This is a genomic window from Klebsiella sp. w6 (assembly GCF_033100215.1).
Taxonomy (GTDB): domain Bacteria; phylum Pseudomonadota; class Gammaproteobacteria; order Enterobacterales; family Enterobacteriaceae; genus Klebsiella; species Klebsiella variicola.
This window is the reverse complement of the sequence record NZ_CP136907.1, coordinates 2,886,713-2,910,121: the sequence shown is the minus strand read 5'-3', so window position 1 is coordinate 2,910,121 and position 23,409 is coordinate 2,886,713. Positions and strand designations below refer to the sequence as shown.

Below are 23,409 nucleotides of genomic sequence, written 5' to 3'. Positions count from 1 at the left end.
CGCGCCAGCGCGCCGTCTCATTAACCGGCAACCGCCATACCGACGGTCATATGCAGACCATAAAACAGGCCGCGACCAATACATTCCGCGATCAAGACCAGCAGCAGGCCGATCAGCAGCCCCGTAGCGCGCGGCGGTTGGCGGCGGATCAGCGGACACAGCCAGCAGCCAAGACCGAGAGCCAGCAGTATCAGGCGTAACGCCTGGAGTGTGCCGTAATCTGGCAGCAGGGTGGCTGCCTGCTGGACTGAACTGTGAATGGTACTGAGTCCGGCGCTTTGCATGATGATAACGGCGGCGCCGATCGCCAGCGCGGCCACGCTGAGTCCGGCAAAAAACCAGCCGTTAAAGTCGACTTTCGCCAGCCGCAGCAGCAGGGCGGCGAACAGCGGCCCGCTGAGGAGCACCGTCAGGAAGAACGCGCTGGTAGTGTAGCCATTGTACCATGTTGGCACGGTATCGATTTGGTAAACCCGGGTCATCGCCAGAACAAACAGCAGCCCCAACAGCATGGCGATCACCAACCAGACTTTACCCAGCGCCGCTGGCATTTTGCCCAGTACCGCCAGCAGCCACCAGAATCCCCCCACGGCGAAGAACAAGGCGCCGCTGGCGATTTCATTGCTCAGCGCCGAGGCGCCGACGCGGTTCAGCGAGTTAAACGCGCGCAGCGGCGAACCGAGATGCATCACCGAAGCCAGAAAACCAATGCCCATCAGCAGCCAGATAAAAAACATGCTGCGCACCAGCCGTTGCTGCGCTTCGCGCTGGTTTGTCAGCGATAGCCAGCCCAGCCCGCTGACGAGGGTCGCGCCGACCACGCATTGCCCCAGTACCGTAAACAGCACCAGCGGCCATTCATGCCATCCGCTTCCCATCTCACACCTCCTTTGGATTTGCCAGATAACCGGTGGTATCGCCACACGGCCGGGCATTGGCGTTAGGTTTAATAACGATACTCGGCCTGGTAAAATGCGCCGAGGGCAGCGGGGCCACTGCGGCCAGCTGGCCGTGCTTGGCGCGCAGCTCGGCAATCGGCCCGAAATCGAGCGCCCGCAGCGGGCAGGATTCGACGCAGATCGGCTTTTTCCCCTCGGCGACGCGCTCGTGACAGCCGTCGCACTTGGTCATATGACCTTTGTCGGCGTTGTACTGCGGGGCGCCGTACGGGCAGGCCATATGGCAGTAGCGGCAGCCAATGCACACCGCTTCGTTGACCACCACAAAACCATCGTCGCGCTTGTGCATCGCCCCACTTGGGCAGACCTTGGTGCAGGCCGGATCTTCGCAGTGGTTACAGGCGATGGAGAGGTAGTAGGCGAACACATTCTGCTGCCAGACGCCGTTGTCCTCCTGCCAGTCGCCGCCGGCATACTCATAGATGCGGCGGAAGCTGACCTCCGGGGTGAGATTCTTGTAGTCCTTACAGGCCAGTTCGCAGGTTTTACACCCGGTACAGCGAGCGGAATCGATAAAGAATCCATATTGCGTGCTCATGGTTTACTCCTTAAACCTTTTCGATGTCGACCAGGTTGGTATGCTGTGGATTCCCCTTCGCCAGCGGCGACGGGCGGTGGGTGGTCAGCGTATTCATGCAGGCGCCATGGTCGATCCGGTCTCCGGCCATATTCGCGTCGTGCCAGGCGCCCTGGCCCATCGCCGACACGCCCGGCATGATGCGTGGCGTCACTTTCGCCGGAAGACGGACTTCGCCGCGCTGATTAAAGACGCGCACCATATCGCCGTTTTTAATCCCGCGTTTTTCTGCGTCAAGCGGATTGAGCCACACTTCCTGGCGACAGGCCGCTTGTAATACATCGACGTTGCCGTAGCTGGAGTGGGTGCGCGCTTTATAGTGGAAACCAAACAGCTGCAGCGGATACTGGCTGCGCAGCGGATCGTCCCAGCCTTCAAATGTGGAGGCGTAGACCGGTAGCGGGCTGATAACTTCGTCTTTCTCCAACTGCCAGTGGGCGGCAATCTCGGCGAGCCGGCTGGAGTAGATTTCAATTTTTCCGGACGGGGTTTTGAGCGGATGCGCTTCAGGATCGCGGCGGAAGTCGCGATAGGCGACGAAGTGGCCGTTCGGATCTTTACGCTTGTAGATGCCCATCTGTTTCAGGTCGTCGTAGCCAGGTAGCGCGGGGTCTTTCGCCATCATTTTGGCATACAGATGCTGCAGCCACTGCGCCTGCGTGCGCCCCTCGGTAAAACGTTGATGCACGTCGTCGCCGAGCCGTTTCGCCACTTCACTTAAGATCCAGTAAATCGGTTTGCGTTCGAACTTCGCCGAGGTAGCAGGCTGAATAAAAATGAGATAGCCCATATTGCCGGCGTAGTCGTTGGGAATAATATCTTCCTGCTCAACGGTCATCAGATCGGGCAGCAGCAGGTCGGCGTATTTCGCCGACGAGGTCATAAAGTTGTCGATAACCACAATGGTCTCGCACTTGCTTTCGTCCTGCAGGATCTCGTGGGTCTTATTGATGTCGGAGTGCTGGTTGATGATGGTGTTGCCCGCGTAGTTCCACAGGAACTTGATCGGCACATCCAGCTTCTCTTTGCCGCGCACGCCGTCGCGGGTGGCGGTCATCTCCGGGCCTCGAGCGATGGCGTCGGTCCAGGTGAAGCAGGAGATGGCGGTCTTCACCGGATTTTCCAGCACCGGCAGACGTTCGATAGTGATGGTGTAGGTTGATTCGCGGGCGCCGCTGTTGCCGCCGTTGATGCCGACGTTGCCGGTTAAGATCGGCAGCATGGCGATCGCCCGGGCGGAGAGTTCGCCGTTGGCCTGGCGCTGCGGTCCCCAGCCCTGGCAAATATAAGCCGGTTTACTCATGCCGATTTCGCGCGCCAGCTTAATGATGCGATCGGCGGGGATGCCGGTAATACGCGAGGCCCACTGCGGTGTTTTGGCGACGCCGTCGTCACCCTCGCCAAGAATATACGCTTTGTAGTGGCCGTTTGCCGGCGCCCCGACCGGCAGCGTTTTCTCATCGTAGCCAACGCAGTATTTGTCGAGGAATGGCTGGTCGACGAGATCCTCGTTTATCAGCACCCAGGCGATACCGGCGACCAGCGCGGCGTCCGTGCCGGGACGTATAGGGATCCACTCATCTTCCCGACCGGCGGCGGTATCGGTGTAGCGCGGGTCGATAACGATCATCCGCGCGTTAGAGCGCTCGCGAGCCTGCTCCAGATACCAGGTAATGCCGCCGCCGCTCATCCGGGTTTCCGCCGGGTTATTGCCGAACATCACCACCAGCTTGCTGTTTTCAATATCCGAAGTACTGTTGCCGTCGTTGCTGCCGTAGGTATAGGGCATCGCGCAGGCAATCTGTGCGGTGCTGTAGGTACCGTACTGGTTAAGCGAGCCGCCGTAGCAGTTCATCAGCCGCGCTACCGGCGACGCTGAAGGCGACGAACGGGTGATGTTGCCGCCGACGATCCCCGAAGAGTAGTTAATGTACACGGCTTCATTGCCATACTGGGCAACGGTGCTTTTCAGACGGTCAGCGAGGATATCCAGCGCCTCCTGCCAGCTGATGCGTTCAAATTTGCCTTCCCCACGCTTGCCGATGCGCTTCATGGGATAGTTAAGGCGATCCGGATGATTGATGCGCCGACGAATAGAGCGCCCGCGCAGGCAGGCGCGGACCTGGTGGTCGCCGTAGCGGTCGTCGCCGGTATTATCCGTTTCGACGTAAACCACTTCATCATCCCGCACGTGCAGCCGCAGGGCGCAGCGGCTACCGCAGTTGACCGAACAGGCGCCCCAGACAATGCGGGTGTTGTCGCCAGTAGCCTGTTGTACTGCTGCCGCGGCGCTGCGCAGTGTAAAGGGCAGGGTAAGCCCGCCGGCGGCCAGCGCCAGAGAGCTGAGGGCTGTGGATTTGAGTAGCGCGCGTCGGGAGACGCCGCCGGGGGATTCCTGATTCGACATTGCTCACTCCATGATAGTTATGCTGTGCGGAGAAGGGCCGCCACGTCATTAACAGACGCAGGGGTGAGCGATAATACGTTATGGGTAGCCAGCAGATCTTATCCCTGGTCAATGCAGGGATAAGATCTTTCATTTGAAACCGAAGTGGGCTTACTGAGCGTCGTTTTCGGCGGGACTGTCGCTGTTACGCGTATAGGTGATTTTGAAGGTGTCATTGGCGCAATGACCGACCACCTGAACCCCGGGCTGGTCTGCCTGATCGTTTGGCACAATGGCCAGGCTGAAGGCGGTTTCCGGTACGCCATTGTTGATGATCTTCTGCTGGATGTCGCTTTTGACCCGTTCACAAGAGTCGGGGGCCGCCAGCACGGCCGTGGAGCACAGCAGTAGCGCAGCGCCTGTCCAGAGGGATAGTTTCATCTTACACTCCTTATCGATGTTATCCAGAATTAAGCATAGCAGAACTGGTGTAAACAATTGTATTTGCTAATATGATCTGATGTACACAAAAGGAATCGCCTGTGAAAAGATTGTATTGGCTGATCCCGGCAGCGCTGCTGCTGACGGCGTGCGACCGCCAAAGCGCCCCGGAAGCCTTCACCCCGGAGATGGCGAGTTTTTCCAATGAGTTTGAGTTCGATCCGCTGCGCGGGCCGGTGAAAGATTTTAGCCAGACGCTATTGGATGAACACGATGTGGTGGTCAAGAAGGTGAGCGCTCAGCTGTCAAAAGAGGGATGTTTCGATCTGCTGACCCTGGAAGATGTGGAGAACAATACCGGCGCCACGCTGCTGCTGGATGCCAATTATTACGTCGATGGGCGCACCCACGAGAAGCGACTGCGCCTGCAGGGCAAGTGTCAGCTGGCAGAGATGCCCGCCACGGGGGTGAGTTGGGAGACGGATGATAACGGTTTTATTATTCGCGCCCGTGGCAAAGAGACCACCGCCACCTACCGCTATGACAGCGATGGCTATCCGCTGGGAAAAACCACCACCGCCAAAGAAGAGCAATTTACCGTCGCTTCCACGCCGTCGAAAGATCCGCGCAAGAAAATGGACTACACCGCCATCAGCACCTTCAACGAACGCACGCTGGGCACGGTACGCCAGACCTGCGACTACGATCGCCACGACAATCCGCTGAGCTGTGAGCTGCAGGTGATTGATGAAAGCGTGCAGCCGCCGCTGACACGCCATTACACCATCAAGAACCGCATTGATTATTACTGAGCCGTCGGCTTCAGCAGGGCCGGTCCTGGGGTTTTGTGTTCGACCAGATACTGGTGCTGGAACAGACACATGCGAATGGTGTTGCGGTACTCGCCGTTAATGAAAAACTCATGGATGAGTTCACCCTCGACGATAAAGCCAAGCTTGCGGTAAATATGGATCGCTTTTTCATTCTCTTTATCGACAATCAAATACAGCTTATACAGATTAAGAACCGTAAAACCGTAGTCCATGGCCAGCCGCGCCGCGCGAGTGGCAAGGCCTTTTCCCTGGAAGTCCGGTGAGATAATGATCTGGAACTCGGCCCGCCGATGAACATGGTTGATTTCAACCAGCTCTACCAGCCCGGCTTTATCGCCATTGCATTCGATGACAAAGCGACGCTCACTTTGATCGTGGATATGTTTGTCGTACAGATCGGAGAGCTCAACGAAGGCCTCGTACGGCTCTTCAAACCAGTAGCGCATGACGCTGGCGTTGTTATCGAGCTGGTGGACAAAGCGCAAATCTTCCCGTTCTAGGGGGCGGAGTTTGACGTGTAGCGCGTCGGTCATGGGTAATCCTGTGGTTAAAGCTGAACAGCGCGTTATGAAAGGCGGCGCCCGCAGGCGCCAGCGTTGACAGGAAGCGGATCAGGGATTGATTGCCCGGCCGGTGCGGCGGTCAAGGCAGCGCAGGGTGTTCGGCTCCCAGTAGGCATTGACGTTGGCGCTCTTCTGGCAGTTATCCTGCGCGTCGAAGGCGACATCGGTTTTGTCCCACTCTTTTTCCGCCCGCTTATTGACCTTCTGGCGCAGGCTGCGGGTGTCGTTCCATTGCTCTTTTTCCATCGACGCCTGCTGACGGCTTTGCGCGCTGTCGCCAGATTCAATCACCAGCCGGTCGGTGGCGGCGAAGGAGCTGGAGGTATAGACCACGGCGCTCAACGCCAGAATGGCGGTCAGGCACCAGCGTTTGTTCAGTGTCATGTTCATCACGATTTCCTTTAAGTGATGGGTTAACCCTCAGGTTAAGTTTACTACAGCTCTTTTGCCGGGCATAGCCGACAAAACAGCCTATGGAAAGGGCTATTATCGCGTAGAATAGTTCAACGCTTAGTCTCATTTACGAATCTTTTAATGCTCAAAACAACGCTCCTGTTCTTTGCCACCGCCCTGTGCGAAATCATCGGCTGCTATCTGCCGTGGCTATGGTTAAAGCGCGGGGCCACGCCGCTGCTGTTGATCCCCACCGGCCTGGCGCTGGCGCTGTTCGTCTGGCTCCTGACGCTCCATCCTGCCGCCAGCGGGCGGGTCTATGCCGCCTACGGTGGGGTGTACGTCTGTACCGCCTTACTCTGGCTGCGGGTCGTGGATGGCGTCAAGCTCAGCCATTACGACTGGGCCGGGGCGATCATCGCCCTGTGCGGCATGCTGATCATCGTAGCGGGCTGGGGGCGGGCCTGAGCTCGCCTTGTGTGATCGCTGCCACTTTTTTAAACCTTAATTCTTGTATGGTAGTCGACCTGTTGCCTTACTTATCAGACATTCTCTTTTGTTATGACTCTGTAAGGAACAACGATGGCTATCGAGACACTTGCCGCCCGGGCGGGGGCGACGCCGCTGCGTATCCGTCGGGTGCAGAAGATCACCCTGACGCTGCTGTTTATCGCCGGTATCGTCAACTTTCTTGACCGCTCTTCGCTGAGCGTCGCCGGGGAGGCGATACGCGCCGACCTGGGACTCAGCGCCACCGAGTTTGGGGTGCTGCTCTCCGCCTTTTCGCTCTCCTACGGCTTCGCACAATTGCCGTCGGGAATATTGCTGGATCGCGTTGGACCGCGCATTGTGCTCGGCGCCGGACTGATTTTCTGGTCCGCAATGCAGGCCCTGACCGGGATGGTCAATTCGTTCTCGCATTTTATTCTGCTGCGCATTGGCCTCGGGATTGGTGAAGCGCCATTTATGCCCGCCGGTGTGAAATCAATCAATGACTGGTATGCGCAAAGAGAGCGCGGTACGGCGGTGGGGATATTTAACTCCTCGACGGTGCTGGGGCAGGCCATTGCGCCACCGGCTCTGGTTATTATGCAACTGGCCTGGGGCTGGCGAACGATGTTTGTGGTGATTGGCTTAGCCGGTATCGTGGTCGGTCTGTGCTGGTATGTGGGCTACCGAAATCGCCGGCACTTCACCCTGCAGGAAGAGGAGCAGCAGTATCTGGCCAGCGAGGAGGTGGCCCGCCCGGCGCTGAAATTTAGCGAATGGCTGGCTCTGTTTAAACGGCGCACCACCTGGGGGATGATTCTGGGCTTTTCCGGTGTGAACTACACCGGCTGGCTGTATATCGCCTGGTTGCCCGGCTATTTGCAGGCGCAGCAGGGGTTAAGCCTGGCCCGTACCGGCTGGGTGGCGGCGATCCCGTTCCTTGCGGCGGCGGTGGGGATGTGGGTCAATGGCCTGGTGGTCGATGCTCTGGCGCGCAGAGGTTACGATCTGGCGAAAACCCGGAAAACGGCGATCGTGATCGGTCTGGTGCTGTCGGCCCTGGGCACCCTGCTGGTGGTGCAATCCTCCACGCCGACCCAGGCGGTGGCTTTTATCTCCATGGCGCTGTTTTGCGTCCATTTTGCCGGGACGTCGGCCTGGGGGCTGGTGCAGGTATTGGTGGCAGAGCATAAAGTGGCTTCGGTGGCAGCGATCCAGAACTTTGGCAGCTTTGTGTTTGCCTCCTTTGCGCCGATCGTCACCGGGTGGGTGGTGGATACCACTCATTCTTTTAATCTGGCGCTGGTGATCGCCGCCGGCGTGACCTTCACCGGGGCGTTGTGCTACTTCTTTATCGTTAAAACCCGTATCGACTAACCGCCAGACCGGACTCCCGGTTAAATGACAGGCCCGCAGGGACGCGTGGCCGGTGTGTCATTCGTCGACTTCTTTTATTTCCTCGCGGCGACTGTTTCCCATTCCATCAGCGATGATTTTGTGACGGTTCACTCCCGGCAGCGAACCGATCATATCTTCTTGTATGGTAGTTGACAGAAATCAAAGATGTTATACCAATTGCGTGCGATGGTTGAGACACAAAGGCATTCTCCTCGAGAGTTCTCCCCGAGAATGGTTGATGAGACACATAACAACGAGAGTCATCATGGAAAACACCCTTTTAACCGCCAACGCCATGCTGCCAGGCTACGATCGCAGCGCGCTGATCCCCCGTATCGTGCACCTTGGTTTTGGCGCATTCCACCGCGCCCATCAGGCGGTATATGCCGATATTCTTGCCAGTGAACATGGCAGCGACTGGGGCTATACCGAAGTCAATCTCATCGGCGGCGAGCAGCAGATCGCCGACCTCCGCCAGCAGGATCGGCTGTACACTGTGGCCGAAATGTCCGCCGACGCCTGGACCGCACGCGTGGTTGGGGTGGTGAAGCAGGCGCTGCACGCCCAGGTTGATGGCCTCGAAGCGGTGCTGGCGGCGATGTGTGAGCCTCAGGTAGCCATTGTCTCCCTGACCATTACCGAGAAAGGTTATTGTCATTCGCCGGCCAGCGGCGAGCTGCAGCTCGATCACCCGCTGATCGTCGCCGATCTGCACAACCCGCGCCAGCCAAAATCGGCGCCGGGCGTGGTGGTGGAGGCTCTGGCTCGCCGTCGGGCGGCAGGCTTGCCGGCTTTTACCGTGATGTCCTGCGACAACATGCCGGAAAACGGTCACGTGATGCGCAATGTCGTCTGCGCCTACGCCCGGGCGCTGGACGCGGAGCTGGCGGCCTGGATTGAACAGAACGTCACCTTCCCATCGACCATGGTGGACCGCATTGTCCCGGCCGTTACCGCGGAAACCCTCGATAAAATTGAACAACTGACCGGCGTGCGCGACCCGGCCGGGGTGGCCTGCGAACCTTTCCGGCAGTGGGTGATTGAGGATAACTTTGTTGCCGGACGTCCGCAGTGGGAAAAAGCGGGAGCGGAACTGGTCGCCGATGTGGTGCCTTTTGAAGAGATGAAGCTGAGGATGCTCAACGGTAGCCACTCGTTCCTGGCGTACCTGGGCTATCTGGCCGGTTATCAGCACATCAACGACTGTATGCAGGATGATAACTATCGCCGCGCGGCGCTGGCGCTGATGCTGGACGAACAGGCGCCGACGCTGAAAGTGCAGGGGGTAGATCTACCGCGCTACGCCAGTCTGCTGATTGACCGCTACTGCAATCCGGCGCTGAAGCACCGTACCTGGCAGATAGCCATGGACGGCAGCCAGAAGTTGCCGCAGCGCATGCTGGACTCCGTACGCTGGCATCTGGCGCACCAGCAAGATTTCACACTGCTGGCGCTCGGTGTGGCGGGCTGGATGCGCTATGTCGGCGGCGTTGACGATGCCGGCCAGCCGATTGAGATTTGCGATCCGCTGTTGCCGGTTATCCAACAGGCGGTGGCGGCCAGCGCCGAGGGTGAAGCGCGGGTGAAAGCGCTGCTGGGTATTGAGGCGATCTTCGGCCTGGCGTTGCCGCAGGAGCCCCGTTTCGTCTCGGCGGTGACCCGCGCCTATCTGGCGCTGCAGCGGCTGGGGGCCAAAGCCACTGTCGCCGCGTGGGCTGCCGAGCAATAATCCGCTTCCGGTGTCGGCCTCGTCGTCGACACCGGCTATTTTGTTATCTCTGCCACCTTCCGCTGATATTTCTTTTTTTGCTGTCGATCGGTTTTAGCGCGCTGAAAAGATGATCGAACGCAATGTCTATACATAACTCTATATTTCCCTGATTTACTAAAGATAATTAGCTGTTATTTTTCCGAATAATGGCTGGTAATTTACTGCCATAATGGCATAGTTAAGTCATTGAAAAAGAACTTTCTCTGGAAAAGGAGTACGGGCCATGTATAAAAAAATTTTATTGCCTGTTGATGTCTTTGAAATGGATTTAAGCGATAAAGCTGTGCGTCACGCGGAATTCCTCGCCACTGCAGAAAACGGTGAGATCACATTGCTCAACGTTCTGCCGAACAGCAGTCGTTCACTCTTACGCGGCTTTACGGCGGATATTCGTAAATTTGAAGCCTATATGAAAGAAGAGTCGGAGAAAAAGATGCGCGAGGTGGCGCGACTGTTCGACATTCCGATGTCGCGGATCCATACCCGGGTGGTCTTTGGTAACGTGCGCGACGAAATTCTGGCTATCAGTAATAACGAAGAGTTCGATGTGATAGTGGTTGGATCCCGCAAACCGGGCATCTCCACCCATCTGCTGGGCTCCAACGCCGAGTCGATTCTGCGCTACGCCAAAACGCCGGTGCTGGTCGTCCGTTAATCCCCTCAATGTCGACGGCTGCGTCAGCCACCCTGGGCAGCCGTCTGACCATTAATCTTCGCTAAACCAGTCGCGGTTCTCCTGGCGGATCAGTAACACGGACTCGCTGATTTCATGCAGATGGACATTCATTGCCTGTTCTACTGCCTCCGCGTCGCGTTTTTCCAGCGCGGTGAAAATCTCATGGTGCTGACGCAGGAGCATCTCCGGTGAGGTGATATGGTCCAGGCTCATGTAGCGCACGCGGTCGATGGCGGCTTTAATATTTTCCACCGTATCCCACGCCAACTGACAATCGGCAATGATCGACAGCTTCTGGTGAAACTCATCATCAAGCAGGAAAAAGTCGTTTGATTGTTGTCTGTCGACGGCAATACGCTGCTGATGGAGATTCTGCTCCAGCTGATAAACCTGCTCATCGTTAATCATGCCGGCGGCGCGGCGGACCACCGCGCACTCAATCGCCTGGCGGACAAAGCAACCATTGCGCACCTGCGACAAGGAAATTTTATTGACGTAGCTGCCGCGCTGGGGACGTATCTGGATAAGCCCATTTTCCGCCAGCTTGATGAAGGCCTCGCGCACCGGCTGACGCGACACATCGAAACGCACGGAGACTTCTTTCTCAGACAGCGGTGTGCCAGGCGGGATCAGGCAGTGAACGATATCCCGGCGGAGGATGCGATAAATTTGCTGATTAACGGGTTGCGTCGGATTCAGTTGCGATTCTGCGGCCATTGATGGTTACTTTTTAAGGGATTATGCGCACTATTTTACGCGTTTTTTGCGGTTCCGCCCATACCCGGCCCGCAGGCCGGGTGGCTGACGGTTAGCCCTGGCGGTGAACGCTGAGTCCGGCAAAACTCTGGCTCACCGGCATCATCTCCAGGGTGTTGATGTTGACGTGCTTCGGCAGGGTGGCCACCCACCAGACCGCCTCGGTCACATCTTCCGGCGTCAGGGCTTCGGTGTTCTCATAAGTTTTCCCGGCCTTGGCGTCATCACCTTTAAAGCGGACGTTGGAGAACTCGGTGCCTCCCACCAAACCCGGCTCGATGTCGGTGACGCGCACCGCGGTGCCGTGCAGGTCGGTACGAAGATTCAGGCTGAACTGACGGACGAAGGCTTTGGTCGCCCCATAGACGTTGCCCCCGGCATAAGGCCAGCTACCTGCCGTGGAGCCGATGTTAATGATATGCCCGCGATTGCGCTCCACCATACCCGGCAGGACCGCGCGGGTCATGTACACCAGCCCTTTATTATTGGTGTCGATCATATCTTCCCAGTCTTCCACGCTGGCGCGGTGCGCCGGCTCCAGACCCAGCGCCAGACCGGCGTTATTCACCAGGACGTCAATCGCCTGCCACTCGGCGGGCAGATCGGCAATCAGCGTCTCAATGGCGGCGCGGTTACGGACGTCAAGCTGGGCGATATAAAGATTGTCACCGAGGTCGTCTTTCAGCGTCTTCAGGCGCTCTTCACGACGTCCGGTGGCAATCACTTTATGGCCGTTAGCGACGAAACGGCGAGTAATACTTTCACCAAAACCGGCGGTGGCACCGGTAACCATGATAATCATCTTACTGTTCCTCAACGCTTTTTGTGTTTTCATACCATAGCACGCACAGACGGCGACCGGTAACGGAAATCATTGCGACCCCTTAAGGAGAAGCCTAATCTTACAGGATTAGCCTGTGCAGGAGAGAAAGATGTCTGAACAAAATCCCTTTTTTAGCGTCAGTTTGCTGCCTTACCAGGCACCCCCGTTTGATCTCATCCAGGACTACCACTATCGCCCGGCGTTTGATGAGGGTGTCCGGCAGCAGCGCGCGGAGATCCGCGCGATAATCGACAACCCGGAGCCGGCGAATTTTGCCAACACTCTTGAGGCCCTTGAACAGAGCGGACAGCTGCTGGCGCGAGTGACGCGGGTCTTTTTCGCCATGGCTGGCGCCCACACCAACCCGTTCATTCAGTCTCTGGATGAAGAATTTTCCGCTGAGCTCGCCGAGCTGGGGAATGACATCTGGCTTAACGAGGCCTTATTTCAGCGAGTGAACAGCGTCTATGAGCAGCGTGACGCGCTGGCGTTAGACAGCGAATCTCATCGTCTCCTGACCCTCACCTGGCAACGTTTTGTCCATGCCGGGGCGACGCTGGCGCCGGCGCAGAAGGCGGTGCTGCGCACGCTGAACACCGAAGCGGCGACCCTGCAAAGTCAGTTCCAGCAGCGGCTGCTGGGGGCGGCCAAAAGTGGTGGCCTGGTGGTTGATTACCGACATCAACTGGATGGCCTGGCGGATGAGGAGATAGCGGCGGCCGCCGACGCGGCGCGGGAAAAAGGGCTCAGTGACCGCTGGCTGCTGACGCTGACCAATACCACCCAGCAGCCGCCGCTGCTCTCTTTGCGCGACCGACAGACGCGGGAGAATCTTTTTGCCGCCGGCTGGACGCGCAATCAGCAGGGCGATGAGCATGATACGCGTCGCCTGGTGCTGCGAATGGCGGCGATCCGCGCGCAGCAGGCGGAGCTGCTGGGCGCGGCCGATTACGCCAGCTGGGCGCTGACCGATCAAATGGCGGCCTCCCCGGCGGAGGCATTAACTTTTATGCGCCGGATCGCGCCGGCTGCGCGGGCGCGGGCGGAACGAGAGCTGGCTGACATCCAGCAGGTGATTGACAACGAGGGCGGGGCGTTTCGCGCCGCGGCATGGGACTGGCTCTATTACAGCGAACAGGTACGGCGAGCTGCCTTTGCCATTGATGATGCGCAGCTTAAACCCTATTTTGCTCTCGAGCGCGTGCTGCAGGATGGCGTCTTCTGGACAGCCACGCAGCTCTTTGGCCTCCGCTTTGTCGAGCGCTTCGATATCCCCGTCTATCACCCGGATGTTCGGGTCTGGGAGATCTTCGATCACAACGGCGAAGGGATGGCGCTGTTTTACGGTGACTACTACGCACGCGACTCAAAAAGCGGCGGCGCCTGGATGGATGTGTTTGTCGAACAGTCTACCCTGCGGGAGCAGCGACCGGTTATCTACAATGTCTGCAACTACGCCCGGCCGCAGGCAGGGCAGAGCGCGCTGTTGTCGTGGGATGAGGTGATCACTCTGTTCCATGAGTTTGGCCATACCCTGCATGGGCTGTTCGCCAGCCAGCGTTACGCCAGTCTCTCCGGAACCAATACCCCGCGCGATTTTGTCGAATTTCCTTCGCAGATCTTCGAACACTGGGCCAGCCAGCCGCAGGTGTTTGCCCACTACGCGAAGCACTACCAGTCCGGGGAGCCGATGCCGGAGGCGCTACGCGACAATATGTTGCGTGCGGCAACCTTCAATAAAGGGTACGACATGAGCGAGCTGTTGGCTGCTGCGTTACTCGATATGCGCTGGCATAGCCTGTCGACCTCGGCGATACCGGAGGACGTGGATGGGTTTGAGCAGAAGATATTGCAGGAAGAACACCTGGATCTGGCGGCCGTTCCGCCGCGCTATCGCAGCAGCTATTTCTCCCATATCTTTGGCGGCGGCTACGCGGCAGGCTATTACGCCTATCTGTGGACCCAGATGCTGGCCGATGACGGCTATCAGTGGTTCGTGGAGCACGGCGGTTTGACCCGTGAGAACGGTCAGCGCTTCCGGGAAGCGATTCTGTCGCGCGGCAATAGCACTGATTTAGCTGAACTTTATCGCCAGTGGCGCGGGCACGATCCACAGATTGAGCCGATGCTGGAAAATCGTGGGCTGAGCTAGTCGAGCGTTTTTTAGAGTAGAAGAAGACCGGGTGCAGCACCCGGTTTTTTATCCAATTTTTTCTTCCCCAAAATCCCTCCAAAACTTTTCCCCAAAATAAATTTTTAAATTTTGCTAAATTTGCTTGGGGGTACGGCCCAATTTTTCACGTAGCTACACCTTTACTTTCACCCAATCGAGACCCCGATCGTTGTGATACTGTGCTGTCATTTTTTCTGATGAGTGTCCTAACAGCTGTTGGGTATTGATTCCCTGTGCCTCATACAGACGTTCGGACAGTGAGCGCTGCTCATGGAAAGTAGGCATTGTTTTCCCTCTTTCAATGGAAAGGTTAGTGCTATCCACTGCGAGTTTGAAGGAAACGCTAAGGCTGTTCTCGCCAACCTGATCGCCGGCTTTTACTTTCCCGCTGGACGTTACGTGATGAAGAAGCCACGGGCTAACAACCCGATCCCTACAGCGCTTGATCACTTGCGCCAGGCTAATGTCCAGCACCTCACTGCGCAAACTGAGTGGAATAGCAAGTTTCACACCTGTCTTTAGCTGTTTAACGTGCAGGTATCCATCCCAAACATCTGAGAACTTCATTTTGGCGAGATCACCGCGCCTTTGTCCGGTGACTATCGCCAACAGCATGGAGTTTTGAACGTAAGGGGCCATATCGCTGGCCGCTTCAAAGATCGCTTGCCACATTTCAAAATTCAGTCGAGAGCGGTTTACTCGAGCAACGACTTTTCTGGTAGCTAGTGCCGGGTTGTATCCTGGCTCAACTTCGCCCGCATGTTGTGCTTCCCTGAACAAATCGATCCAGACGCTACGAAGCGTTTGTGCCATTCGTGCTTTACCTTTGGCTTTATATTCGTCGGTAATGGCTGCAAGCATTTTCGTGGTTACTTCCTGTAGAGCACTGTCAGCAGTTGAGTACGTCCGCGCAGTGATTCGGATCACCAGACATCAGGGGCGACTCACGACCGCCGAGGCATTGGTGAGAGCTAATTTGCCGGAGATGTGCCAGGGGAGGGAGGCTGCCTAAATCCCCCGCAGAACGCAAAGCCGCGCAGCTAATCTGTTAGTGATATATAATCCCCTTCATAACCTGAGGGGGATTTATGTTTAAAGAAAAAATGAACCTTGAAGCTGGCTACACTCTTTTGGACGACGGCACAGTCAGGAGGGGGCATTTAGTTAGCCGCATAGATCGAAGTTACATTGTCTTGGACGAGAATCAGAACAAAATTGGCACAGCCACAGTGACTGTTATCGAGCAAACCAAGCCGCCATTTAAGGAAGATGTTCATATTGTGAGAAAGGACCTGGAAGGGAATGTGGTTCTTGATGTGCGGTATGTAGATGATTAATAATGAGTAAATTCAACATTGCAGCCAAATCGAAAGACGAGCAGGACAAGGTCAACGTCGACCTCGCCGCTTCCGGCGTAGCCTACAAAGAGCGCCTGAACATGCCGGTTGTCGCCGAAGAAGTAGCGATTATCAGGTAGGGAAGGGCGTATTTAATTTCGAGTGAGGAAGTACTGGGGAGGAAAAATCATGCTAGATCTTGAAAGCATTTATAAAAATGTAAGTGTGGAAGATGTTCTTCTGTATTTTTCACCTATTACTCCATACCCTAGCATCGACCGTATGTATGTTAGGTATAACTTTGATGTTGTTGCTAATGGTGAGTTACTAAGGACTCATGACAGACTGTTCAAGGAAGGAAAACTAAAACATACAGGCCAACCTCTTCCCGATAAAGGCCCTAACTGGAGAGAACCTGAATTTGTCAAAGAAAAACGGTATGGGGTTACCTAGGAACTCTCAACTTCCAGTAGCCTAGGGATACAAGGAAAACAACAGTTGGTATCGTATATGAATACAACATTACTTCTGGTTTGTGCTGTTCTTATATCAAACTTGGCACTTGCTGTAGAACATAAAGAAGAAATAGTGCCAGTGCGTATAAGTTGCCCTTCCCCTTATTATCCAGCTTCTGCTATGGCTAATAAGATTAGCGGCACTGTAACATACTCTGCCGAAGTAAATGAAAAAGGAGAAGTTACTTCTGTTGATACAACCGGTACTGAGATCTTTTTTAGAGAAACTAGATCAGCAATCCGGAAATGCAAGTTTGAGCCAGGAAGACCGGGCGTTGCCCGTGGAATCATAAGATTTAGGCCGTATCAACCGTAAGTGCTCCTAACTTTTTGGGGAAGTTACCTCTGGAACTATGCTTCGCAAGAAGATTTAGATGCACATGGCATGTTTTATCTATTTCCTGCATAGCTTATCTGGTTTTTCTTGCATATGTATGGCGATAAACCTTGCTATTTTATTGGCATCTTGGCGTTACCTAGAGGCGCGCTCAAGCAAAACATCATGTACCTGCTTCAGTGGGGCTTTTCGCATATGCTCATTTTGCATCTATCCCCGGGAAGGGCGATAATTATCTCGTCAGCCTGAGCAACTGACGACTTACTTCCGGCGCCAAGTGGGGACACATGGCGCAAAAACCTTACAGCAATTCCTATCACCGATGGCGAAAGGCACCAGCGATTTTCTGTATTCAGCGTTTGACCTCTCCGGAGGTGAAGCGTGAACTTCCCACAGGAAAGCATCAAACCTCATAACGGTAGCTTCTCGGCTATAGGTAAGCACCTGCAGCCTTATCTAGCCATCGCGATAGCTCCATACTGATACTCAAACCGTGACGTGAAAGATGCAAAGGACATGCAAGAGGCGCGCTGTGGCCATGCGGTGCCTCCGCCTTTTGCTGAGGCGCTGTGAGGGCTAATTTGCCGGAGATGTGTTAGAAGAATTTGGCGGGATAGTGTCATACTGAAAAAGAGCTATAGTAGAAATGTACTACCCCCGCGTTGTGGGGGTAATTGGGTAATACAAGTGATGCTTTTTGATAAAGCAATCATCTTCCCCCGTTTGCGGGGGTTATGTAGTCCAAGCCCCTCTTTTTGAGGGGCTTTTTATGTCGAAGTGGTAGCCAGAGAGTAGCCTGAGCACCTCAGCGGCTACTTCATCGAACGCGTCCGCCACAATCGCGAGCGAAGCGTCCAACTCCCATGCGCCAGCAATCCTCGTTATCAGGAAATGGAAGAAGCAAATAAAAAGTAATCTTTACTACAATGTTGTTTAAGCGTCATTAATATATTTCTATTGAGCACCAAAGACTTAACTATCATTTTTTCATTTCTTTAGTATGGTTACCAAATTTATATTGGATCCTATCATGCGCATATTGAAAATCGTTGTAACTGGAACCGTACTGCTGCTTGCTGCCTGCGCAGAACCGCAAAGCCAGTCGGTGTTATCAATGACCAAGGTCTTGGCAAGCGAGTCAACAAATCTGTCTATAGTTGAATGTTCACTTGGCATTAAGATGCTTGATGACAAAGGAAACTCATATCAGGATACAAGCGGCATTTGTGTTAATGAAATGAATTTACGCCTGAAAAGCGGAACAATGACGCAAGCAGAGCTCGAAATTGATAAAAACCGAGCACAAAACGAAATTGCACAATATCAGCAGCAATTGGCTATTGCTGCGGCTAATGATAGAGAGGAAAGAAAAGAACAGGTCGACAGGCAAAACGCCTTTCAGATAAGGAACGCGATATGCCAAAACAGAATTGGCGGTTGCAACTACTAACGCTAAATCAGATATTCTGGTATCAGTAATGAATGCAATAACAAGCTTTGATTTTCATGATCGAGCAGCCGTTATATCTATGCCAACCTGAGAAACTAAATACTAGATTTCGGCGTCAACTGGGGGACATATGATGCACAAAAACTTAAGCAATGACTGTGACTGATGGCTTCGGTCACCGGCTATTTTCTTCATTCATCGTTTTATCTCTCTGGAGATAAAGAGTGAACTTCCCTCAAGAAGGCATAAGGTTGTATAACGGAAATTTCGCAGCTATGGTCAGCACCTGAAGCTGTTTCTTTCCAATGGTGTTACCTCCCGACTGATTCTCCAATCGTGACATGAAATATACCAGAGAAATATTATCTCTGGGCTATCTTAACGCTGTGCCACCCCATTATCCCCTCCAAGTATTCCCAAGAATTATTACCACACTCAAGGGGGGCAAAAGAAGCCCATTTGGCTGAGAATGTCCTTGAAATGGCGCTTACCTATGCGAAAAACGCTTAAGGGTGTATTATAATCCGATAACTGACCATTTGGTAGTGTTAGATATGGATGATGGTTCGGTTCAGACTGCCATTTTATATAATGCTGTCCATATCAACTTAACAATATTGAAAAAGGAGTTCTGTAATGAGTATGAATTTGATAAAACTTGCAAGGAAACTAGTGACCTTACAAATTTCTGCAGATGAATTCGAAACCCATTTTTTCAATATGTGGCGAAATGAAGGGAGAACTGGCCAGCTTACACAAGATAGTAAGGATATTGGAGAGTGTGCGGCTGAACTTTTTATTCTTGCTGATTGTTATACATCGGATTCCGTGAGAAGAGAGAGCGAGCTGGATTCAGATAGTTTGCGCAAGGAGGTTAAAGCTACTCTTGCGAAGTATCAACTCCTGTAACTTTTCCAATTGGTTCTGAGATAAATGATTGATTTTGAAAGTATGGCACATGCTATCGGAGCCTGAGCAATTCCTGTGACCTATGCGCTCTGCATGCAGCACTTTAACTTTCAGGAAGTGACGCGTGCGACAACAACTTCCACGACGATCTCTTAAGTTCCACTTCCACCTTACCTGCGATAATGGGTCGCTTTCGTCCTTGCGCACGCTATCAGGAGAAGACCAGGCAGAACACCAGATGTTCCACCTAATGAACCAAACCTGCACCGGTGTTTATTAACACTTGTTCCTTGTCATTAACCATTACTCATCTTTTGTCAGAAAGGCGGTGCAATATGTCATATGGATATTTCAAAATAATTTAGATTTTAATGCTGCAAAATATGCTTAAATCAACGGAATTTTCATGGTAAAAGGAAGTTAACTTTATGATTTTTATTGGTAAATGCACCAATTGAAAAGGATGCTTCTCCCATATCTTCGGCGGCGGCTATGCGGCAGGCTATTACGCCTATCTGTGGACCCAGATGCTGGTCGACGACGGCTATCACTGGTTCGTGGAGCAGGGTGGTTTGACCCGTGGGAACGGTCAGCGCTTCCGGGAGGCGATTCTGTCGCGCGGCAATAGCACTGATTTAGCTGAACTTTATCGCCAGTGGCGCGGGCACGATCCACAGATTGAGCCGATGCTGAAAAATTGCGGGTTGAATGCGTAGGGCCATTTCGGACTGACACGATAACCGGGCGCGATGCCCGGTTATTTCGATTTTTTCTTTCCCAAAACCGCAGCAAAATTCCTCGCCAACATGAATCCTTCAATGCTGAAAAAATTGCAGGGTGATAGAGCTCCATTTCTCACGTCACGACATCTTCCACGTTCATCGAGTCGAACCGCGATCGTTGTGATATTGCGCTGTCATCTTGTCTGATGCCCGCCAGAAGGGGTTCCAGCACCAGGTGAGCCAGAGTAGATGGCTAAAGAAAATCCGACATTATGCTCGCACTGCGGCGGCGAGATTCAGCGAATAGCAAACATCAGAGAGGGTTTCGATAATGTGGCTGGCTTTGATTGAGTGTCAGTGTCTCAGTCCGTCATAGCTTTCCATCTCCTGGCGGACAGCGAATGATTTCCCATACCTAAAAGGGTATGGCTGGGCATCAATATAGTATTGGAAAGGGTGTTATACCTGTTATTAAGATTGAATCACCCGCCAGACAGGGCGAACGAATACCCAGACAGAGGTGATCAGTCTATGAGTAATGCAATAACTAAAGTCCAGAATGCCAATGCACGCCGCGGCGGTGATGTATTGTTAGAAGTTCTGGAAAGTGAAGGGGTGGAATATGTGTTTGGTAATCCAGGTACCACCGAACTGCCGTTTATGGATGCGCTGTTAAGAAAACCGTCAATTCAGTACGTGTTAGCTCTGCAGGAAGCGAGTGCAGTCGCCATGGCGGACGGTTATGCGCAGGCAGCAAAAAAACCAGGCTTTCTGAATCTGCATACCGCCGGTGGTTTAGGCCACGGCATGGGAAACCTGTTGAATGCAAAATGCTCACAGACACCACTGGTGGTGACGGCGGGGCAGCAGGATTCACGCCACACGACAACCGACCCATTATTGTTGGGTGATCTGGTCGGTATGGGTAAAACGTTCGCGAAATGGTCACAGGAGGTTACCCACGTTGACCAGCTACCGGTATTAGTTCGTCGGGCCTTCCACGATTCTGACGCTGCACCGAAAGGCTCCGTTTTCCTGTCGCTTCCGATGGATGTGATGGAGGCGATGAGTGCTATCGGCATTGGCGCGCCTTCTACTATCGACCGCAATGCAGTCGCGGGTTCGTTACCTTTGCTGGCGAGTAAGCTGGCGGCATTTACTCCGGGTAAAGTCGCACTGATTGCCGGCGACGAAATCTATCAAAGTGAAGCGGCCAATGAGGTTGTTGCTCTTGCTGAGATGCTTGCCGCTGACGTGTACGGTTCAACATGGCCGAACCGGATCCCCTACCCAACAGCACACCCTCTCTGGCGGGGCAATCTGTCCACGAAAGCGACGGAAATTAACCGAGCATTAAGCCAGTACGATGCTATTTTTGCCCTTGGCGGTAAGTCGCTTATCACTATTCTTTATACCGAAGGTCAGGCAGTGCCGGAGCAGTGCAAAGTGTTCCAGTTATCAGCCGATGCGGGCGACCTGGGACGCACCTACAGTAGTGAACTCTCAGTGGTTGGCGATATTAAATCATCGTTAAAGGTGCTACTTCCTGAACTGGAGAAAGCCACGGCAAACCATCGCCGTGATTATCAACGCTGTTTTGAAAAGGCGGTTTATGAGTTTAAATTGAGCAAAGAAAGTCTGCTCGGGCAGGTTCAGGAACAACAATCTGCTACGGTAATTACGCCGCTGGTGGCGGCGTTTGAGGCAGCAAGGGCGATCGGACCAGATGTGGCCATTGTTGACGAGGCGATTGCCACCAGCGGTTCGCTTCGCAAATCTCTCAACAGTCACCGCGCGGATCAATATGCCTTTTTACGCGGCGGTGGCCTGGGATGGGGAATGCCCGCGGCTGTCGGCTATTCACTCGGTTTGGGAAAAGCGCCTGTGGTGTGCTTTGTGGGAGACGGCGCGGCGATGTACTCCCCTCAGGCTCTCTGGACGGCCGCACATGAAAAACTGCCAGTCACCTTTATTGTCATGAATAATACGGAATATAACGTATTGAAAAACTTCATGCGTTCTCAGGCGGATTATACGTCGGCCCAAACAGATCGCTTCATCGCAATGGATTTGGTTAATCCGGCAGTGGATTATCAGGCACTGGGTGCATCGATGGGGCTGGAGACCCGAAAAGTTATCCGTGCCGGCGATATCGGCCCGGCCGTTGAGGCCGCACTGGCGAGTGGCAAGCCTAACGTGATCGAAATCATCGTCAGTAAAAGTTAATCGTTAATCCGTCCGGACTGTGCCGCATCCAGTTTATCCTTGATACTGTGGCACAGGTTCACAAAACCCGGTAAAGCCGGATTAGTGTTCTTTGCCGACCACATCAGCATATTCTCCACCATATTCGGATTTTCCAGCTTCCGGTAAACCACACCGCGTAATTGAGCATTCTCCATACTGGCGGGAATAAGCGCGACACCAACACCATGGGCCACAAAATTCATCACAGTCTGCTGCACGGAGGCTTCCAGACCTATTTGCGGACTAAATCCAGCTTTGAGGCACTGATGAAGGATGGAATCATAGAGCATCGGCGCGCTCTCGCGCGGAACCGTGATGAACGGGTCATCACAGAGTGATTCAAGCCTGAAATGCTCGTGTTGAACCTGGGGGTGGTTGGCAGGAAGGGCGGCAATGAGCGGCTCACGCAAGAGCACCAGTGAATGAATCCCCGGCGTGGCCGTCTCGGAGAAGCTGATTGCCGCGTCCAATCTGCCATCCTGTAATGCGGCGTGTAAATCAGAGGGGACCCTCTCCTGAAAATGCAATTCCACGTCGGAACAGGTATTCCTGTGCTGCATCGCAACATGCGGCACAACGCTATAGCTGGCATACATTGTTGCGCCTAATTTCAGAACCCCTTTCTGCCCTGATTCTATTGCCCGTACGTTATTACAGGCCTGCTCCAGCATTGCCAGCATCGCGCGACAGTCCAGCAGAAATTGCTCCCCGGCAAGGGTTAAACTGACCCCTTTTGCGGCCCGGTTAAATAGCTTTGCACCGAGGATAGTTTCCAGCTGGGCTATTTGCCGGCTTAAGGGAGGCTGCGAAATATTAAGTTGACTGGCGGCTTTGCCAATGTTTCCGGTTTCAGCAACAGTGCAAAAGTTAATCAACTGGTTAAGGGTTGGTTTCATAAGCATTCCTGAAGCGGGTTCATACCTTCCAGGGTATCACTTGTTTGCCGCAGAGATGCATATGAAATTAAGCGTTCTGGCGTTCGAGTTGAAGCAGGTGTGTGGCAATTCCCCATCTGATTGCCAGGCATTTCCCATCCCGGAAATCGAACACCGAGTAACTTGCATTAGGGTGAGCGTACCGCGAAAAATTATCAATAGTCCCTTCTTTAAGCACCGCCAGCACGCCCTGGCTGACTTGCCCGTGCGTGACAATACAGATGCGCTGATGTTCTGTGGTTTCTTGTAGGTTGTGTATGAAACCTGTTACTCGTCGGGTTGCTTGTGCTAATGACTCTCCCTCTGGCGGGCAATACTCGGCATCATGTGTGAATAACGCATGCGCATCGTGGGGACGTTGTTGCATGAGTTGTGACGTTAACATACCTTCGAACTGGCCAAAGGCCTGTTCTTTGAGGGCCGGCTCAGCTATCAATGGGCAACGAAAATGGTCAGCCAGGCGCTGTCCCATTTGCCAGGCACGACCAAGCGGAGACGTGTAAACGCAGTCTACCCGGTAATCACTCGCTGCAAACGCGGCAAGTAAAGCTGATGTTTGGCGCTCCCCGCGGGGGGTTAACGCACTGTCACTCTGTCCCTGAATTATTCCTTTTATATTCCACTCTGTTTCCGCGTGTCGAACAAGTATCACTTGCATCATTAAATGGCCATGTATGTTGTTGATTTAAATTCTACCGTTTAGACAAATCCCTTTAATA

23 protein-coding genes and 2 pseudogenes are annotated in these 23,409 nt (G+C 54.0%); 14 read left to right on the top strand and 11 right to left on the bottom strand.

Features of this window, described 5'->3' with window-relative positions; translation table 11 throughout:
* Nucleotides 1-20: 20 nt before the first annotated feature.
* The 4 genes from R0140_RS14405 to R0140_RS14390 all read right to left on the bottom strand — a co-directional run bounded on the left by R0140_RS14405 (nt 21) and on the right by R0140_RS14390 (nt 4,363).
* Entirely contained in the window at nt 21-878 is an 858-nt protein-coding gene (locus R0140_RS14405; RefSeq protein ID WP_016160963.1) for a dimethyl sulfoxide reductase anchor subunit family protein, read from the bottom strand.
* Nucleotide 879: 1 nt separating this feature from the next.
* Entirely contained in the window at nt 880-1,497 is a 618-nt protein-coding gene (locus tag R0140_RS14400; protein ID WP_008805016.1) for a DMSO/selenate family reductase complex B subunit, read from the bottom strand.
* Nucleotides 1,498-1,507: 10 nt separating this feature from the next.
* Nucleotides 1,508-3,943 (bottom strand): selenate/tellurate reductase subunit YnfE, encoded by a 2,436-nt coding sequence (gene ynfE, locus R0140_RS14395; protein WP_032739849.1) that lies wholly within the window; start codon nt 3,941-3,943, stop codon nt 1,508-1,510.
* A 150-nt stretch (nt 3,944-4,093) separates the two neighbouring features.
* Nucleotides 4,094-4,363, bottom strand: coding sequence for a DUF1161 domain-containing protein (locus R0140_RS14390; RefSeq protein ID WP_023297556.1), 270 nt, complete (start codon nt 4,361-4,363; stop codon nt 4,094-4,096).
* Between the two features lie 101 nt (nt 4,364-4,464).
* Between R0140_RS14390 and R0140_RS14385 the strand changes: the two genes are divergently transcribed.
* Nucleotides 4,465-5,175 (top strand): YnfC family lipoprotein, encoded by a 711-nt coding sequence (locus R0140_RS14385; protein ID WP_008805013.1) that lies wholly within the window; start codon nt 4,465-4,467, stop codon nt 5,173-5,175.
* Here R0140_RS14385 and speG read toward each other — a convergent pair.
* The gene (gene speG / locus R0140_RS14380; RefSeq protein WP_023297557.1) at nt 5,169-5,729 is read right to left on the bottom strand and encodes a spermidine N1-acetyltransferase; all 561 of its coding nucleotides are present in this window, start codon (nt 5,727-5,729) and stop codon (nt 5,169-5,171) included. The two genes, R0140_RS14385 and speG, sit on opposite strands and share 7 nt — an antisense overlap.
* 78 nt (nt 5,730-5,807) lie before the next feature.
* Nucleotides 5,808-6,149, bottom strand: a complete 342-nt coding sequence (locus R0140_RS14375) for a DUF1283 family protein (RefSeq protein ID WP_004206035.1) — start codon at nt 6,147-6,149, stop codon at nt 5,808-5,810.
* 108 nt (nt 6,150-6,257) lie between these two features.
* Between R0140_RS14375 and R0140_RS14370 the strand changes: the two genes are divergently transcribed.
* From R0140_RS14370 to R0140_RS14355, 4 genes are all read left to right on the top strand, one after another.
* Nucleotides 6,258-6,620, top strand: coding sequence for a YnfA family protein (locus tag R0140_RS14370; RefSeq protein WP_163590243.1), 363 nt, complete (start codon nt 6,258-6,260; stop codon nt 6,618-6,620).
* Nucleotides 6,621-6,734: 114 nt separating this feature from the next.
* On the top strand, nt 6,735-8,018 hold the full coding sequence (locus R0140_RS14365; protein ID WP_012541850.1) for an MFS transporter: 1,284 nt from the start codon (nt 6,735-6,737) through the stop codon (nt 8,016-8,018).
* 286 nt (nt 8,019-8,304) lie between these two features.
* Nucleotides 8,305-9,768, top strand: a complete 1,464-nt coding sequence (locus R0140_RS14360; RefSeq protein WP_023297558.1) for a mannitol dehydrogenase family protein — start codon at nt 8,305-8,307, stop codon at nt 9,766-9,768.
* 265 nt (nt 9,769-10,033) lie between these two features.
* Entirely contained in the window at nt 10,034-10,465 is a 432-nt protein-coding gene (locus R0140_RS14355) for a universal stress protein (protein ID WP_008805007.1), read from the top strand.
* Nucleotides 10,466-10,516: 51 nt separating this feature from the next.
* On the opposite strand, the gene R0140_RS14350 is transcribed toward R0140_RS14355, so the two are convergent.
* Both R0140_RS14350 and ydfG read right to left on the bottom strand, forming a co-directional pair.
* Entirely contained in the window at nt 10,517-11,203 is a 687-nt protein-coding gene (locus tag R0140_RS14350; protein WP_008805006.1) for a GntR family transcriptional regulator, read from the bottom strand.
* Nucleotides 11,204-11,294: 91 nt separating this feature from the next.
* Entirely contained in the window at nt 11,295-12,044 is a 750-nt protein-coding gene (gene ydfG / locus R0140_RS14345; protein WP_008805005.1) for a bifunctional NADP-dependent 3-hydroxy acid dehydrogenase/3-hydroxypropionate dehydrogenase YdfG, read from the bottom strand.
* Nucleotides 12,045-12,174: 130 nt separating this feature from the next.
* Between ydfG and dcp the strand changes: the two genes are divergently transcribed.
* Nucleotides 12,175-14,217, top strand: coding sequence for a peptidyl-dipeptidase Dcp (dcp, locus tag R0140_RS14340; RefSeq protein WP_080895538.1), 2,043 nt, complete (start codon nt 12,175-12,177; stop codon nt 14,215-14,217).
* A 153-nt stretch (nt 14,218-14,370) separates the two neighbouring features.
* Here the strand turns inward: dcp and R0140_RS14335 are convergent, their stop codons facing one another.
* A complete protein-coding gene (locus R0140_RS14335; protein WP_224226270.1) occupies nt 14,371-15,099 on the bottom strand; it encodes a tyrosine-type recombinase/integrase in 729 nt (242 codons plus the stop codon).
* Between the two features lie 227 nt (nt 15,100-15,326).
* On the opposite strand from R0140_RS14335, the gene R0140_RS14330 reads away from it, so the two are divergent.
* From R0140_RS14330 to R0140_RS14290, 8 genes and pseudogenes are all read left to right on the top strand, one after another.
* On the top strand, nt 15,327-15,575 hold the full coding sequence (locus tag R0140_RS14330; RefSeq protein WP_016160798.1) for a hypothetical protein: 249 nt from the start codon (nt 15,327-15,329) through the stop codon (nt 15,573-15,575).
* 2 nt (nt 15,576-15,577) lie between these two features.
* Nucleotides 15,578-15,703, top strand: a pseudogene (locus tag R0140_RS14325) (DNA polymerase III subunit theta); the annotation flags it as partial.
* A 61-nt stretch (nt 15,704-15,764) separates the two neighbouring features.
* A complete protein-coding gene (locus tag R0140_RS14320; protein ID WP_032755662.1) occupies nt 15,765-16,028 on the top strand; it encodes a hypothetical protein in 264 nt (87 codons plus the stop codon).
* Nucleotides 16,029-16,085: 57 nt separating this feature from the next.
* On the top strand, nt 16,086-16,406 hold the full coding sequence (locus R0140_RS14315; RefSeq protein ID WP_077257022.1) for a TonB family protein: 321 nt from the start codon (nt 16,086-16,088) through the stop codon (nt 16,404-16,406).
* Between the two features lie 1,051 nt (nt 16,407-17,457).
* Complete coding sequence (locus tag R0140_RS14305; protein ID WP_317703824.1) at nt 17,458-17,877, top strand: hypothetical protein; 420 nt, start codon at nt 17,458-17,460, stop codon at nt 17,875-17,877.
* Nucleotides 17,878-18,513: 636 nt separating this feature from the next.
* Complete coding sequence (locus R0140_RS14300) at nt 18,514-18,786, top strand: colicin immunity domain-containing protein (protein WP_023322560.1); 273 nt, start codon at nt 18,514-18,516, stop codon at nt 18,784-18,786.
* Nucleotides 18,787-19,253: 467 nt separating this feature from the next.
* Nucleotides 19,254-19,502: pseudogene (locus tag R0140_RS14295) on the top strand (M3 family metallopeptidase); the annotation flags it as partial.
* 537 nt (nt 19,503-20,039) lie between these two features.
* Entirely contained in the window at nt 20,040-21,734 is a 1,695-nt protein-coding gene (locus R0140_RS14290; RefSeq protein WP_317703823.1) for a thiamine pyrophosphate-binding protein, read from the top strand.
* On the opposite strand, the gene R0140_RS14285 is transcribed toward R0140_RS14290, so the two are convergent.
* Both R0140_RS14285 and R0140_RS14280 read right to left on the bottom strand, forming a co-directional pair.
* Nucleotides 21,731-22,651, bottom strand: coding sequence for a LysR family transcriptional regulator (locus R0140_RS14285; protein WP_032739857.1), 921 nt, complete (start codon nt 22,649-22,651; stop codon nt 21,731-21,733). The genes R0140_RS14290 and R0140_RS14285 overlap by 4 nt on opposite strands.
* 67 nt (nt 22,652-22,718) lie before the next feature.
* A complete protein-coding gene (locus R0140_RS14280; RefSeq protein WP_032730289.1) occupies nt 22,719-23,351 on the bottom strand; it encodes a histidine phosphatase family protein in 633 nt (210 codons plus the stop codon).
* Nucleotides 23,352-23,409 lie beyond the last annotated feature (58 nt).